The sequence below is a fragment of the Streptomyces sp. NPDC043996 genome (assembly GCF_056435225.1).
This window is the reverse complement of the sequence record NZ_JBWKEY010000017.1, coordinates 41,253-55,884: the sequence shown is the minus strand read 5'-3', so window position 1 is coordinate 55,884 and position 14,632 is coordinate 41,253. Positions and strand designations below refer to the sequence as shown.

Here is a 14,632-nt window from a genome sequence, read left to right as displayed (position 1 = left end):
CATGACGTACAGCGGAGCGGTGAAGGTCGGCGGGCCCGCGGACGTGCACGAGCTGCGGGACCTGATGGTCTCGAAGGTCGCGGTCGGACCGATGAACAACAACGCCTATCTGCTGCGGTGTCGGGCGACCGACGAGCAGCTCCTGATCGACGCGGCGAACGACTCCCGGACGCTGCTGAGCCTGATCGGCGACGACGGCATCACGGCCGTCGTCACCACGCATCAGCACGGGGACCACTGGCAGGCCCTGGAGGAGGTCGTCGGGGCGACGGGCGCGCGGACGTACGCGGGCCGCGAGGACGCCGAGGGCATCCCGGTGCCGACGGAGGTCCTCGTCGACGACGGCGACACGATCGAATTCGGCCGGATCTCGCTCACCGCACGCCATCTTGTGGGCCACACTCCGGGCTCGATCGCGCTCGTCTACGACGACCCGCACGGGCATCCGCACGTCTTCACAGGCGACTGTCTCTTCCCCGGGGGCGTCGGCAACACCTGGGAGGACCCGGAGCGGTTCGCGAGCCTCATCGACGACGTCGAGACGAAGATCTTCGGCACGCTGCCGGACGAGACGTGGGTCTACCCCGGCCACGGCAACGACACCACGCTCGGCGCGGAGCGCCCCCACCTGCGGGAGTGGCGCGAGCGCGGCTGGTGAACCGGCGGGCGGCGCCGGGCCGCCGGCGCCGCCGTCAGCCCCGTGCCGCGAGCGCGGCGACCCGCTCCACCCCGAACACGTACCCCTGCACCCCGCAGCCCGCGATGACGCCGTCGGCGCGCTGCGAGACGTACGAGTGGTGCCGGAACGCCTCGCGCTGGTGGATGTTGGAGATGTGGACCTCCACCACCGGCATGCCGTCGCACGTGTTGAGCGCGTCCAGGAGGGCGATGGACGTGTGCGAGTAGGCGGCCGGGTTGATGACGATGCCCACGTGGTGCTCGCGCGCCTCGTGGATCCAGTCCACCAGCTCGCCCTCGTGGTTGGACTGCCTCAGGTCGACCGTCCCGCCGTGCGCCGCGGCCGCCTTGGCGCACAGGGCCTCGACGTCGGCCAGGGTGTCGGTGCCGTAGATCTCCGGCTGCCGCTTGCCCAGGAGGTTCAGGTTGGGCCCGTTCAGGATCATGATCGGGGCGGTGGTGAGGGTGTGGGGCACAGGGACCTCCGGTGCGTCGGGCTGCTGCTCACAGACGGTTTATCACGGTGCGCCCGGCGGGTTATCGCGGTGCGCCCGGCGGACGGCCGGACGTACGCTGCCCGGCATGACGCCGCCCTTCGAAGAGCCCCGCTACCCTCCGAAGCCCTCGCCGGGCGACCGTGTGGCGATCGTGTCCCCGTCCGCCGGTCTTCCGGAGCTCTTCCCGCTCCCCTACGACCTCGGCCTGGAGCGGCTGCGCACGGGGTTCCACCTGGAGCCGGTGGAGTACCCGACGACGCGCAAGATGGGCGCGTCGCCGCGGGAGCGCGCCGACGACCTGCACGCCGCGTTCGCCGACCCGACGGTGAAGGCCCTCTTCGCGAGCATCGGCGGCGACGACCTGATCACCGTCCTGCCGTTCCTGGACCGGGAGTTGATCGGCGCCCACCCGAAGCCGTACTTCGGGTTCAGCGACAACACCGTCCTGCACGCCTTCTTGTGGCAGACGGGCATCGTCAGCTTCCACGGCGCTTCGGTGATGTGCGAACTGGGGCGGCCGGGAGCCATGGCCCGCCAGACTGCCGACTCCTTGCGGGCCGCTCTCTTCGTACCGGGCCCCTACGAAGTGGTCCCCTCCGACCGTTTCCGCGTCGTGGACCTCCCCTGGGACGACCCGGCCACGTTCGCCGCCGAGCCGGAGACCGATCCCGCGGACGGCTGGTCCTGGCACCTGCCTCCAGGGGCCGAGCCGGTCGTGGAGGGGCGCTCCTGGGGCGGCAGTCTCGAGGTCCTGTCGTGGCTCCTGATGGCCGACCGCGAGATCGCCGACCCAGCGGCGTACGACGGCCATGTGCTGTTCCTGGAGACCTGCGAGGAACTCCCGTCCGCCACCGAGGTGTTCCGCATCCTGCGGAACATGGGTGAGCGCGGGCTGCTCGCCCGCTTCGGGGCGCTCGTCATGGGCCGCGCCAAGACCTGGAGCTTCGAGCGGCGCACCACCGCGCCGGAGCGGGCCCGCTACGCGCGCGAGCAGCGGGAGGCCGTGCTGCGGGCCCTGGCCCTGTACGCGCCGGACATCCCCGCGGTCTTCGACGTGGACCTGGGACACACCGACCCGCAGTACGTGATCCCGTACGGCGGGGTCGTGCGCGTGGACGGCCGGGAGCGGCGGCTCACCGTCACGTACTGAGGCGGTACGCGGGCACACGCGCGTGGCGCCCGAAGGCGCGGGCGCACGCGTGGGACGCGCTGGGGCCAGGGGCACGCACGTGCCGTACTGATGCGCGGTCGAACCTCCGCGCGCCCCCGTAACCGCCCATCACGGTGGGTAGTTCATGCAGCGTGCACACCAGTGACTCTCCATCGGGCCCTTCGCTGCCGCGTCTCGCCGCCGCGTCGCTGGCGGGGACCGCCATCGAGTTCTACGACTTCTTCATCTACGGCACCGCGGCGGCGCTGGTGCTCGGGCCGCTGTTCTTCCCGACGTTCTCGCCGCTGGCGGGGACGCTCGCGGCGTTCGCGACCTTCGGCGTGGGCTTCGTGGCCCGGCCGCTCGGGTCCGTCGTCTTCGGGCACGTGGGCGACCGGCACGGACGGCGGCCCGTCCTGGTGGTCTCGCTGCTCCTGACGGGCCTCGCCACCGTCGCCGTCGGCTGCGTACCGACGTACGACTCGATCGGTGTGGCCGCTCCCCTGCTGCTGCTCGTGCTGCGGTTCGTGCAGGGTGTCGGCCTCGGGGGCGAGTGGGGCGGTGCGGTGCTCCTGACGGCCGAGCACGCCCCGCCGGAGCGGCGGGGGCTGTGGGCGAGCTTCCCTCAGGTCGGGCCCGCGGTCGGGTTCGTCCTCGCCAACGGGATCATGCTGGTGCTCTCGGCGACGCTCACGGACGCGCAGTTCGCCTCCTGGGGATGGCGGATTCCGTTCTGGGCGGCGGGGCTTCTCGCGGTGGCCGGTCTCGCGCTGCGCGCGTCGCTGGCGGAGAGCCCGGACTTCCTCGGGGTGGAGGAGCACGCGCGCATGCCGCTCGCCGAGGTGGTGCGCGGGCACTGGCGGCTCGTGCTGCTGACGGCGGGGGCGCTCGCCGTCGGGTACGCGGTCTTCTACGCCGTCACGACGTGGTCGCTGGCGTACGGCGTGGAGCGGCTCGGTGTGAGCCGTACGGTCATGCTGGCGTGCATCATGGCGGCCGTCGTCGCCATGGGCGCCCTGACGCCCTTCGCGGCCCATCTGGGGGACCGCTACGGACGGCGGCCGCTGTGCCTGCTCGGCTGCGCGGCGGTCATGCTGTGGATGTTCCCGATGGTGGGGCTCCTGGCCACGGGCGAGCCGCTGCTGATGTTCGTCGGCTTCCTGGTGGCGCTCGTCGCCTTCGTGACGATGTTCGGCGTGGTGGCCGCGTATCTGCCGGAACTGTACGAGCCGCGGGTGCGCTGCACGGGCGCCGCGGTCGGCTACAACCTCGCCGGGGTGCTCGGCGGTGCGCTCACACCCCTCGTGGCGACGGCGGCGGCCCGCGGCGAGGGCACTCCCTGGGGCGTGGCCGCGTATCTGTCGGCGGTGGGGCTGCTGAGCCTCGGGTGTTTCGCGCTGTTGCCCGAGACGCGGCCCTCGCCCCGGGCCGTGCCGGTCACGGGGTGACCGGCACGGCGGCCGACGGGCGCCTCCGGCGAGCCCTGCCGCGTCAGGGGGTGACGGCCAGCTCCAGGTAGGCGGCGAAGAGCACCAGGTGCACGCCGCCCTGCAGGACCGTGGCCCGGCCCGGCACGACGGTGAGCGTGCTGACGGCGACGGTGAGCATGAGCAGGACCATGTGGGTGGAGCTGAGACCGAGGACCAGCGGTCCCGACAGCCACACGGACGCCACGGCGACGGCGGGGATCGTCAGGCCAATGCTGGCCATGGCCGAGCCGAGCGCGAGGTTCAGGCTGGTCTGCACGCGGTCGCGGCGGGCGGCGCGGACGGCCGCGATGGTCTCGGGGAGCAGCACGAGCAGGGCGATGATCACGCCGACGACGGCGTGCGGCAGGCCTGCGGACTCCACCCCGGACTCGATGGTCGGCGAGACGCCCTTCGCGAGGCCGACGACGCCGATCAGCGCCAGGCCGAGCAGCCCGAGGCTGATCAGGGCGGTGCGGCTGGAGGGGACCTCGGCGTGGTCGTCGGTGTCGAGGACCTCGCCCTCGCGAGTGACCGGCAGGAAGTAGTCACGGTGGCGCACGGTCTGCGTCGCCACGAACAGGCCGTACAGGACCAGCGAGGCCAGCGCGGCGAAGGTGAGCTGCGCGGTGGAGAACTCCGGCCCCGGCTTCGACGTCGTGAACGTCGGCAGGACCAGGCTGAGCGTGGCCAGCGTGGCGACCGTCGCGAGCGCGGCGCCCGTGCCCTCGGGGTTGAAGACGGCCACGCGGTGGCGCAGGGCGCTGGTGAGCAGGGCCAGTCCCACGATGCCGTTGCAGGTGATCATCACGGCGGCGAAGACGGTGTCGCGCGCCAGGGTGGCGCTCTTGTCGCCGCCGTCGGCCATGAGGGTGACGATCAGAGCGACCTCGATGATCGTGACCGCGACGGCGAGCACGAGGGAGCCGAAGGGTTCGCCGACCCGATGGGCGATGACCTCGGCGTGGTGGACCGCGGCGAGCACGGCTCCGGCGAGTACGGCCGTCACCACGGCGACGACCACGCCGGACAGGTCCCGCCCCCAGGTGAAGGCGAGCAGAACGACTCCGAGCGCGGGCACGACGGTCGTCCATCGTGAGGCGAGGGCCCGGAGCCTGGGATTCATGTCTTTGATGCTGCCCCGCGCGCGGGAGGGCCGCGACTTCATACGTTCCCCTCTATGCGGAAGCGGTGCACGGTCGTCGACGACCGTGCACCGCTTCCGGGTGGTTCGCGATCAGGCACGCGCCACGGGGCGCTCAGGCGCCCCGTGGCGGGCCGTCAGGCCTCGATGCTGTCCTTGGGGGCGTCGTCCTTGCCCTCGGAGGCGGCCTCGGCGGCCTCGCGCTCCTGCTGCTTCTTGGAGGCGACGAGGCTGGTGATCGTGGTGATGACCAGGACACCGCAGATGACGCCGAGCGAGACCGGGATGGAGATCTCGGGGACGTGCACGCCGTTCTCGTGCAGGGCGTGCAGCACCAGCTTCACACCGATGAAGCCGAGGATCACCGACAGGCCGTAGCTCAGGTGGATCAGCTTCTTCAGCAGGCCGCCGATGAGGAAGTACAGCTGACGCAGACCCATCAGGGCGAAGGCGTTGGCGGTGAAGACGATGTACGGGTCCTGGGTGAGGCCGAAGATCGCGGGGATGGAGTCCATCGCGAACAGCACGTCGGTGGTGCCGATGGCGAGCATGACGACCATCAGGGGCGTCATGATCTTCTTGCCGTTCTTCTGGATGAACAGCTTCGTGCCCTCGTAGCGGTCCGAGACGCCGAACTTCTTCTCGATGGACTTCAGGAGGCGGTTCTCCTCCCAGTCCTCTTCCTCCTCGTCGGCGCGGGCCTCCTGGATGAGCTTCCAGGCGGTGTAGATCAGGAACGCGCCGAAGATGTAGAAGACCCAGGAGAAGTTGGCGATGACAGCGGCGCCGGCGGCGATGAAGATCGCTCGCAGGACCAGGGCGATCAGCACGCCGAACAGCAGCACGCGCTGCTGGAGATGGCTCGGAACCGAGAACTTCGCCATGATCAGGATGAAGACGAAGAGGTTGTCGACGGAGAGCGACTTCTCGGTGATGAAGCCCGCGAAGAACTCACCGGACGCCTGGCTCTCGCCCGCGATCAGCAGGCCGAGGCCGAAGAGCACCGCGAGGACGATCCAGACGATCGTCCAGGTTCCGGCTTCCTTGATCGACACGTCATGGGGCTTGCGCCCGATGAAGAAGTCGACCGCGATCAGGGCACACAGACCGAGAACGGTCGTCACCCACAGGGTCAAAGAAACGTCCACTGCGCCTCCGGCTTCGTACGGCTACTGATCAGCGTCGTCGCTGCCGGAGGTCTCTTCCACCCGGGCGCTGAACCGCGCCGCGGGCCGACGCCCCGGGACCGATGGCGGTCCGTATTGACGGGTACGTCGCGTACGGGAGTACTCCCCTCCGCTGACACCAGGGTACGCGAAAGACCAAGGTTTGGTAAAGGGGACGGCAAACCGTCCTCAAGTACGCAGGTCAGGGGCGTACGAGGTTACTTAGTCGACTTGACGTCGCGCATCCCTCACCCGTGCCGCACGGCTAGCGGCTGCCTGTGCGCCGGGCCGTGCCCACCGTCTCCAGGACCCGGTGCAGGACCTGGCTGCCGGAGGGGGGCAGCGGCGGCTCGTATGTCCACGCGTGGCCGACCCAGGGGTCGGCGAGGTGGTCGTCGGGCACCGGTGTGAGACGCATCAGCGCGCGCCACAGCGGGTCGAGGAGCGGGCCGTACTCCCGGGCGTCCTCGCGGTCGGCGACCATCATCAGGTGGACGCCGACGGCGGGGCCCTCGTCGGCCAGATACCGCAGCTGGGTCACGGCGCGGTCGTCGAAGCCGTGCGGGAAGTCGTTGACCACGAGCAGGTGCTCGCCCGTGTCCAGGTCCGGCGGCAGCGACGAGGCGACGCCGCCGCGGACCGCCATCTGCACCAGGTCCACCCGCTGGGTGAGCTTGGTGAGGACGCCGCTGACGCCCGCGGCTCCGGCGGCGGGCGGCTCGTCGAGCGCTCCGGACGACACCAGCGGGGCGAGTGCGGACGCGCCGGTGCCCGCCGGGTCGATGACGTGCACGGTGAACTCGCCGGGCGGATAGACGGCGAGCAGGCGCGCGGCGTGCGCGACGGCGGTGTCCAGGGCGAGGCGGCGCACGGTGTCGCCGTCGGCGAGCGAGTCCAGGCCGGAGCGGCCGCTGTCGATCCACAGGCCGCGCTCCAGGGGCAGCCGGACGAGCATGGGGACGCGCAGGTCCGTGCGCTCGGGCAGGTGGAGGCCGCCGAGGCGCAGCGCCATCGGGATCTCCATGGGGACGCGATACGCGTGCCAGACGGGGCTTGACCAGTCGGCGAAGGCCGGGGGCAGCGCGGGCTCGACGACCTCCGACTCGGCGGCGAGCTGGGTGAGGTCCCGGTCGAGGGCGGCCTTGGCCTGGTCGACGAGGGCGCCGTGCTTGGCGCGGGCGGCGTCGCGGGCCGCGTCGCCCGCGCCGCCGATGCGGCTGCGCGGGTCGGAGAGGACCTTGTCGAGCTCCTGCTCCATACGGGAGTCGGCGAAGTCCACCGCGCTGCGGTACGCCGCCGCGGTGCGGGCCAGGTCCTCGAACATGCCCCAGACCTGGTTGTAAAGGCGCTCCTCCATCGACCAGCCGGTGGCGTCGCCCGCGACGGGCTGGGCGGGCTGGCCGGGCGCGGGCGCCGGTGCGGTGGGCGGGGGCGGCGGGGGTGCGCTGGTCTGGCGGCGCGGGTGGGTGTAGTCGACGGGGCCGCCGTCGCCGGGCGGGGGCGGCGGGGCGCTGTCGCCGGAGCCCTGCGGGCCGGGGGTGCCCGGCTGGTGCGGCGCGGGCGTCACGGGCTGCTGAGGGACCGGCGCGACCGGCTGAGGGGTGGCGGGCTCGCCCTGCGGGGCGGGGTGGTGCTGGCCGGGGCCGGGGTGGCCCTGGGCGGCGGCCCGCACCCGGGCGCCGTCGGCGGGGCGGGGCGGCGGGGCGGCGACGGAGCGGGCGAGGCCCTGGGCCACCGCCTCGTTGATGGCGCCCGCGAGCTCCTGGGCTTCGGGCAGGCCCTGGTCGGCGAGCATCGCGGCGAGGCCGCCCGCGTATCCCTGGCCGACGGCGCGCACCTTCCAGACGCCACGCCTGCGATAGAGCTCCAGGGCGACGACGGCGGACTCGGCGGCGAGATCCGTGATCGTGTAGCTGGCGATCTCGGTGCCGTCGAGTCCGGTGACGGCGACGAAGGGCGCGGCGACGGCGCCGAAGCTGGCCGGTCCCGGGACTCCGACGGGCAGCGAGAGCAGGACGTTGACCTGGTGGGCGGCTTCGGGCAGCGCGTCGAGGTCGACGGCGAGGCGGTGGTTGGCCGCGGCCTGCCGGGGCACTTCGAGCCCGGGCAGGGTGGGTGTGCCCGGGTGGGCCACCCAGGAGGTGCCGCGCACCTGGTGCTGGTCGTCGCTGAGCGTGGCTCCGGCGACGACCGGTTGGGCGGCCGACACCCGCACTTCTACGCGGGTGCCGGGAAGCGGATGGTTCTGCCCCCTGACCAGCTCGGCCGTCATCGCGTTCGTTCCCCCTTGTCGGCCCCCTCACCGGGCCTTCGTACGTGATCGCCGAACCGGAACGGCCGATTCGGTCCTACAGGTGCGGCAGGATCGTCGGCATCAGGTCCTGGAAGGTGCGGCCGTTGGCGGGGCTGCCGAGGGCCGTCATCTGCCAGCCCGAGCCCGCGCGGTGGACCTTGGCCATGATCTGGGCGGTGTACTGGCCGCCGCCGTCCAGGGTGTAGCGGGCGAGCTCCTGGCCGTTGGTCTCGTCGACCAGGCGGCAGAAGGCGTTCTGCACCTCCTGGAACGTCTGGCCGGTGAAGGAGTTCACCGTGAAGATGATCTGGTCGATGTGGACCGGGACGCGCTGCAGGTCGACGAGGATGGCCTCGTCGTCGCCGCCCTGTCCGGCGCCGCCGACCAGGTTGTCACCGGTGTGCCGCACCGAGCCGTCGTCGCTGACGAGGTGGCGGAAGAACACCACGTCCACGGGCTGCTTGTCGGCGAACAGGACGGCCGACGCGTCGAGGTCGACCTCGCGGGTGCGGGTGCCGAACAGGCCGCGGCGCGGCGCGGCCCTCCAGCCGAGGCCCATGCGCACCGCGGTCAGGGCGCCCCCGTCGTTCTTCTGCAGGCTGATGGCCTGGCCCTTGGTCATGTTGACCGTCACGCGCTGTCCCCTTCTCGAACTCCCCAGGGCGACCGCCGCCTTCCAGCAGTCGCCCCATCACCCTATGCAGCCGTGTCCACCCCGCCGCAGCCCGGTCGGGACATTGTGTCGGTCTTGCAACACACCGCGACGCCGGGCCGCGTTCCGCTAGGCCAGGCCCGCCTCCTTCATCTGCCGCAGCTCCTTCTTCATCTCCGACACCTCGTCGCGCAGCCGTGCGGCGATCTCGAACTGGAGGTCCGCGGCGGCGGCGCGCATCCGCTCGGTCATCTCCTCGATCTGCGCGGCGAGTTCGGCGGCGGGCTTGTCGGTGGGGGTGCCCGCGCCCTTCGCGGACTTCTTGGCCGCCTTGGCGGGCGCCGCGGCCGCCGCCTTGCCGAGCGAGGGCACGGGGGCCTTGGCGCCCTTGCCCTCCTTGCTCTTGCGGTAGTCCGTGCCGAGGAGCTCCTCGGTGTCGACCTCTTCGCGCGCGATCGCCGACACGATGTCGTTGATCTTCTTGCGGAGGGGCTGCGGGTCGATGCCCCTCTCCTTGTTGTACGCGATCTGCTTCTCCCGGCGGCGGTTGGTCTCCTCGATGGCCTTCTCCATCGCCGGGGTGATCTTGTCGGCGTACATGTGGACCTGGCCCGAGACGTTGCGCGCGGCGCGGCCGATGGTCTGGATCAGCGAGGTGCCCGAGCGCAGGAAGCCCTCCTTGTCGGCGTCGAGGATCGACACCAGGGAGACCTCGGGCAGGTCGAGGCCTTCTCGCAGGAGGTTGATGCCGACCAGGACGTCGTACTCACCGGCCCGCAGCTCGCGCAGCAGCTCCACGCGGCGCAGGGTGTCGACGTCGCTGTGCAGATAGCGGACCTGGATGCCCAGTTCCAGGAAGTAGTCGGTGAGGTCCTCGGCCATCTTCTTGGTGAGCGTCGTGACGAGGACCCGCTCGTCCTTCTCGGCGCGCTTGCCGATCTCGTGCACCAGGTCGTCGATCTGGCCCTCGGTGGGCTTGACGACGACCTCCGGGTCGACGAGGCCGGTGGGGCGGATGATCTGCTCCACGTACCCGTCCGAGCGGGAGAGCTCGTACTGTCCCGGGGTCGCCGACAGGTAGACGGTCTGGCCGATGCGCTTTTGGAACTCCTCCCACTTCAGCGGGCGGTTGTCGAGCGCGGAGGGGAGCCGGAAGCCGTGGTCGACGAGGGTGCGCTTGCGGGAGGCGTCGCCCTCGTACATGGCGCCGATCTGCGGCACGGTGACGTGCGACTCGTCGAGGACGAGGAGGAAGTCGTCCGGGAAGTAGTCGAGCAGGGTGTGCGGCGGGGTGCCCGGGCCGCGGCCGTCGAAGTGCATCGAGTAGTTCTCGACGCCGGAGCAGGAGCCGATCTGGCGGAGCATCTCCAGGTCGTACGTGGTGCGCATGCGCAGGCGCTGGGCCTCCAGCATCTTGCCCTGCTTCTCCAGCTCCGCGAGGCGCTCGGCGAGCTCCTTCTCGATGCCGTTGATCGCCTTCTCCATGCGCTCGGGGCCCGCCACGTAGTGGGACGCCGGGAAGACGTACAGGTGGTCGTCGTCGCTGATGACCTCGCCGGTGAGCGGGTGGAGCGTGGACAGCGCCTCGATCTCGTCACCGAACATCTCGATGCGCACGGCCAGTTCCTCGTAGACCGGGAAGATCTCGATGGTGTCGCCGCGGACCCGGAAGGTGCCGCGGGTGAAGGCGAGGTCGTTGCGCGTGTACTGGATGTCGACGAAGCGGCGCAGGAGCTGGTCGCGGTCGATCTCGTCGCCGACCTTGAGCGGCACCATCCGGTCCACGTACTCCTGCGGGGTGCCGAGGCCGTAGATGCAGGAGACGGAGGCGACCACGATGACGTCGCGCCGGGTGAGCAGCGAGTTCGTCGCGGAGTGGCGCAGGCGCTCGACCTCCTCGTTGATCGAGGAGTCCTTCTCGATGTAGGTGTCGGACTGCGGGACGTACGCCTCGGGCTGGTAGTAGTCGTAGTACGAGACGAAGTATTCGACCGCGTTGTTGGGCAGGAGCTCTCGGAACTCGTTCGCCAGCTGGGCGGCCAGGGTCTTGTTCGGCGCCATGACGAGCGTGGGGCGCTGGAGCTTCTCGATCATCCACGCGGTGGTGGCCGACTTGCCGGTGCCGGTCGCGCCGAGCAGGACGACGTCCTTCTCGCCCGCGCGGATGCGCTTCTCCAGGTCGGCGATGGCCGCCGGCTGGTCGCCGCTGGGCTGATAGGGGCTGACGACCTCGAAAGGTGCCACCGTGCGTTCGATCTTCGATACGGGCCGCATGGGATCCACCGTACGACCCCGCACTGACAACGCCGCTCCGCTCACCACTTCTGCGGGGCGCGGGCGCTCGGCCTCCGTCGGCTGCGGCGCGGGAGGCGCGCCGGGGTCCTGCGGCTGACGTGCCCGTACGCGCGGTCGCCGGAGCGCGGCACGGTGGCGGAGGGGGTGCGGGGCCGGGCGGCGGCCTTGAGGTCGGCCTTGCCAAGGACCATCAGCGGGTCGAACATCACGATCACGCCCGCGAGCAGCAGGAAGGCCAGGGGGCCGATCAGAAGCGGCGCGAGCAGTTCGGCGGACGAGCCCCCGGGCGTGACGCTGGGGGTGCTGTGCAGGTGGACGCTCACGGCGGCCATGCCGGTGTAGTGCATGCCGCTCACCGCTAGCCCCATGACGAGGCTGGCACCGAGGCTCCACAGAAAGCCCCTGACCTGCCCGGCGGCCCACAGCGCGGCGATGGCGGCGACGACGGCGATCACTACGGAGGCGGCGACCGTGAGGGTGTTGTACTCGAGCCTGCCGCCCAGGCGCATACCGGCCATCCCCAGGTAGTGCATCGTGGCGATGCCGAGGCCGGTGATCGTGCCCCCGGTGAAGAGCGCCGCTCCCCTGGCACCCCGGTAGCCGACGATGAAGATCCCGATGCCGACCATGACGATGGCGACGGCGAGGCTCGCGAAGGTCGTCACGCGGTCGTAGTGGACGGGCGTCTGCTTGACGGTGAAGCCCATCATCGCGATGAAGTGCATGGTCCAGATGCCGGAGCCGATCGCCGCCGAGCCGAGGGCGAGCCAGCCGGGCCGCCAGGAGTGCGCGACGAGCAGCGACCGGGTGGTGCAGCGCAGGCCGAGCGCCCCTCCCAGGCAGGCCATGAGGTACGCGACGGCGGGTGTGACGAGTCCGTAGCTGAAGCCGTCGACCGTGCCCTCCATGAGCGCTAGCCCTTCCGCCTGTAGTACGCGAATGTCCCGGAACACCCCGTCAGCCCCCGCCCGACGGCCAGGTGACGGAGCGTCGGCTGACGTGAGAGTAGGGCCCTAACCGGAACGTACGAACGATTTTCCGGCAAAGAAACACGGCATCCGCGCGCGGGGTCCTCACATGGGTGGCTGGTGTTCAGTCTGTGGTCATCCTGCACCTGTCTGTAGTTGGCCGTGGACTGTCATTCTCGCAGTGATCCCCTGAGCTCATGACGCGAGGAGAAGCCGTGCCCGCACGCACTGCCGCAGCCACGACCGCCGTCCTCCTGGGAGCGGGCGCACTCGCCCTCCCCTCCACCGCCGCCGCCGAAACCGCCGTCCAGGAGACCCGGGTCCGCGCCGCCGCGCACGACCGGCCGCTGGTCGTCGCCCACCGCGGGGCCTCCGCCTACGCCCCCGAGAACACCCTCGCCGCCATCGACAAGGCGGACCGGCTCGGCTTCCGCTGGGTCGAGAACGACGTCCAGCGGACCAAGGACGGCGTGCTCGTCATCGTGCACGACGACAACCTGAAGCGGACGACCAACGTGGAAGAGGTCTTCCCCGGGCGCGCCCCCTGGAAGGTGAAGGACTTCACCTCGAAGGAGATCGCCAGGCTGGACGCGGGCAGCTGGTTCGGCCCGAAGTACAAGGGCGCGCGCGTGCCGACGCTCACGCAGTACATGAACCGGGTCTCGCACAACCACCAGCGGCTCGTCCTGGAGATCAAGAAGCCCGAGCTGTACCCCGGCATCGAGCGGGACACGCTGCGCGTGCTGCGCGAGACCGGCTGGCTGGACCGCCACCACGTCAAGCACAAGCTGGTCATCCAGAGCTTCAGCGCGGACAGCGTGCGCGCGGTGCACGCCCTGCGGCCCGACATCAAGACCGGCTTCCTGGGGACGCCCGCGGTGGCCGACCTGCCGCGGTACGCGAAGTTCGCCGACCAGATCAACTCCACGTACACGTCCATCTCCGCCGGGTACGTCGACAAGATCCACGCGCTCAAGGGGCCGCACGGCAAGCCGCTGGAGATCTTCACCTGGACCGTCGACGAGGCCGCGGCGGCCCAGCGGGTCGCGGGCTTCGGGGTGAACGGCATCATCACCAACAAGCCGGACGTGGTGCGCGCGGCGATCGACTGACCGGTCGGACCGTCCCCGGCGGGGCCGCCAGGGCGGCGTTGTCAGTGCCCGGTCGTACGGTGGTCGCATGAACGCCATGGGGCACTCCGAGCAGGAACAGCAGGGAGCCGCGCGGCCGGGCCCGGTGTGGGCCGTCGTCGCCAGCGATATCGGCCCGCTGCTGCTCGCCGCGACCGGCACCGGCCTGGTCAACGTCGTCTTCCACGCCACCGACGACGTGCGCGACCAGGCCGTCGAGCGGCTCGGCTCCCGTCTGGGCGCCGAGCCGCTCGAGGCGCCCGAGTCCCCGCTGCTCGCGGAGCCCATACGCCAGCTGCGGGCCTATTTCGCCGGCGAGCGACAGGACTTCGAGCTGCCGCTCGACTGGTCGCTGATCTCCGGCTTCAACCGCCAGGTGCTGCGCGAACTGGCGACCGGCGTGCGCTACGGCTCGGTGGTGGGCTACGGGGACCTCGCCCGCCGCGTCGGCCAGCCCGGCGCGGCCCAGGCCGTGGGCATGGCGATGGGCGCCAATCCGCTGCCGGTCGTGGTGCCCTGCCACCGGGTCGTCGAGAGCGACGGCGGCATCGGCGGCTTCGGCGGCGGCCTGGAGACGAAACGGCGCCTGCTCGCACTGGAGGGCGTCCTGCCCGAGCCGCTGTTCTGAGCGGGGGTGTTGGGCGGGGCGCCTGAACGGGGGGCGGCGCGCCGGGGCCGGGCAGTTGACGAGGATCGGGGCCGTGGTCCGGGGCGGAAAGGCTGCGTGCCTGGATCAGGGGCGGTGAGCGCGGATCGGGGGCGGCCAGGCGAAACGGGGCGCGGTGGGACGGGACCGTAAGGGGCGGGCCTGTTGCGGAAGCGGTGGGTCGCGAGCGGAAGCGGTCGGCCGACTGGTCGGCCGGTCGGCCGGTCGAATCGCGTTCAGCGGGCCGAGACTGTAGGCGGCGGGCAGGAGCGGAAGCGGCGAGCCGGTGTCGGGCACGGCAGCCGGTCGAAACGCGTTTGGCGAGTCTGGACCGTACGCGGCGGACCGGAACCGAAAGCGACGAGCCGGGAGCGGGAGCGACGAGCCGGGAGCAGGAACGGCGGGTCGGCTGAAACGGAGCCCGGCGGACCAAGACCGTACGCGGCAGACCGGAACCGAAAGCGACGAGCCGGGAGCGGGAGCGACGAGCCGGGAGCAGGAACGGCGGGTCGGCTGAAACGGAGCCCGGCGGACCAAGACCGTACGC

12 protein-coding genes are annotated in these 14,632 nt (G+C 71.3%); 5 read left to right on the top strand and 7 right to left on the bottom strand.

Annotated features, from left to right (window positions below):
- The first annotated feature begins 1 nt into the window (after nt 1).
- Nucleotides 2-658, top strand: coding sequence for an MBL fold metallo-hydrolase (locus AC07A4_RS35260; protein ID WP_478606888.1), 657 nt, complete (start codon nt 2-4; stop codon nt 656-658).
- A 34-nt stretch (nt 659-692) separates the two neighbouring features.
- On the opposite strand, the gene aroQ is transcribed toward AC07A4_RS35260, so the two are convergent.
- A complete protein-coding gene (aroQ, locus tag AC07A4_RS35255) occupies nt 693-1,124 on the bottom strand; it encodes a type II 3-dehydroquinate dehydratase (RefSeq protein ID WP_478607344.1) in 432 nt (143 codons plus the stop codon).
- A 136-nt stretch (nt 1,125-1,260) separates the two neighbouring features.
- Between aroQ and AC07A4_RS35250 the strand changes: the two genes are divergently transcribed.
- Together AC07A4_RS35250 and AC07A4_RS35245 are read left to right on the top strand one after the other, a co-directional pair.
- On the top strand, nt 1,261-2,325 hold the full coding sequence (locus AC07A4_RS35250) for a S66 family peptidase (RefSeq protein ID WP_478606886.1): 1,065 nt from the start codon (nt 1,261-1,263) through the stop codon (nt 2,323-2,325).
- A gap of 185 nt (nt 2,326-2,510) precedes the next feature.
- Entirely contained in the window at nt 2,511-3,773 is a 1,263-nt protein-coding gene (locus AC07A4_RS35245; protein WP_478607341.1) for an MFS transporter, read from the top strand.
- 43 nt (nt 3,774-3,816) lie between these two features.
- Here the strand turns inward: AC07A4_RS35245 and AC07A4_RS35240 are convergent, their stop codons facing one another.
- The 6 genes from AC07A4_RS35240 to AC07A4_RS35215 all read right to left on the bottom strand — a co-directional run bounded on the left by AC07A4_RS35240 (nt 3,817) and on the right by AC07A4_RS35215 (nt 12,249).
- A complete protein-coding gene (locus AC07A4_RS35240; protein ID WP_478606883.1) occupies nt 3,817-4,917 on the bottom strand; it encodes a calcium:cation antiporter in 1,101 nt (366 codons plus the stop codon).
- Between the two features lie 155 nt (nt 4,918-5,072).
- Nucleotides 5,073-6,083 carry a TerC family protein gene (locus AC07A4_RS35235; protein ID WP_478606881.1) on the bottom strand — a complete coding sequence of 337 codons (1,011 nt, stop codon included), beginning with the start codon at nt 6,081-6,083 and terminating at the stop codon, nt 5,073-5,075.
- Nucleotides 6,084-6,366: 283 nt separating this feature from the next.
- A complete protein-coding gene (locus AC07A4_RS35230; protein WP_478606878.1) occupies nt 6,367-8,373 on the bottom strand; it encodes a TerD family protein in 2,007 nt (668 codons plus the stop codon).
- A gap of 76 nt (nt 8,374-8,449) precedes the next feature.
- A complete protein-coding gene (locus AC07A4_RS35225) occupies nt 8,450-9,028 on the bottom strand; it encodes a TerD family protein (protein ID WP_478606875.1) in 579 nt (192 codons plus the stop codon).
- 147 nt (nt 9,029-9,175) lie between these two features.
- Nucleotides 9,176-11,320 (bottom strand): excinuclease ABC subunit UvrB, encoded by a 2,145-nt coding sequence (gene uvrB, locus AC07A4_RS35220; protein WP_478606873.1) that lies wholly within the window; start codon nt 11,318-11,320, stop codon nt 9,176-9,178.
- 41 nt (nt 11,321-11,361) lie between these two features.
- A complete protein-coding gene (locus tag AC07A4_RS35215) occupies nt 11,362-12,249 on the bottom strand; it encodes an MHYT domain-containing protein (RefSeq protein WP_478606871.1) in 888 nt (295 codons plus the stop codon).
- A gap of 275 nt (nt 12,250-12,524) precedes the next feature.
- On the opposite strand from AC07A4_RS35215, the gene AC07A4_RS35210 reads away from it, so the two are divergent.
- Together AC07A4_RS35210 and AC07A4_RS35205 are read left to right on the top strand one after the other, a co-directional pair.
- Nucleotides 12,525-13,421, top strand: a complete 897-nt coding sequence (locus tag AC07A4_RS35210; protein ID WP_478606870.1) for a glycerophosphodiester phosphodiesterase — start codon at nt 12,525-12,527, stop codon at nt 13,419-13,421.
- 67 nt (nt 13,422-13,488) lie between these two features.
- Nucleotides 13,489-14,067: a methylated-DNA--[protein]-cysteine S-methyltransferase gene (locus AC07A4_RS35205; protein WP_478606867.1), complete on the top strand. Its 579-nt coding sequence runs from the start codon at nt 13,489-13,491 to the stop codon at nt 14,065-14,067.
- Nucleotides 14,068-14,632: the final 565 nt, after the last annotated feature.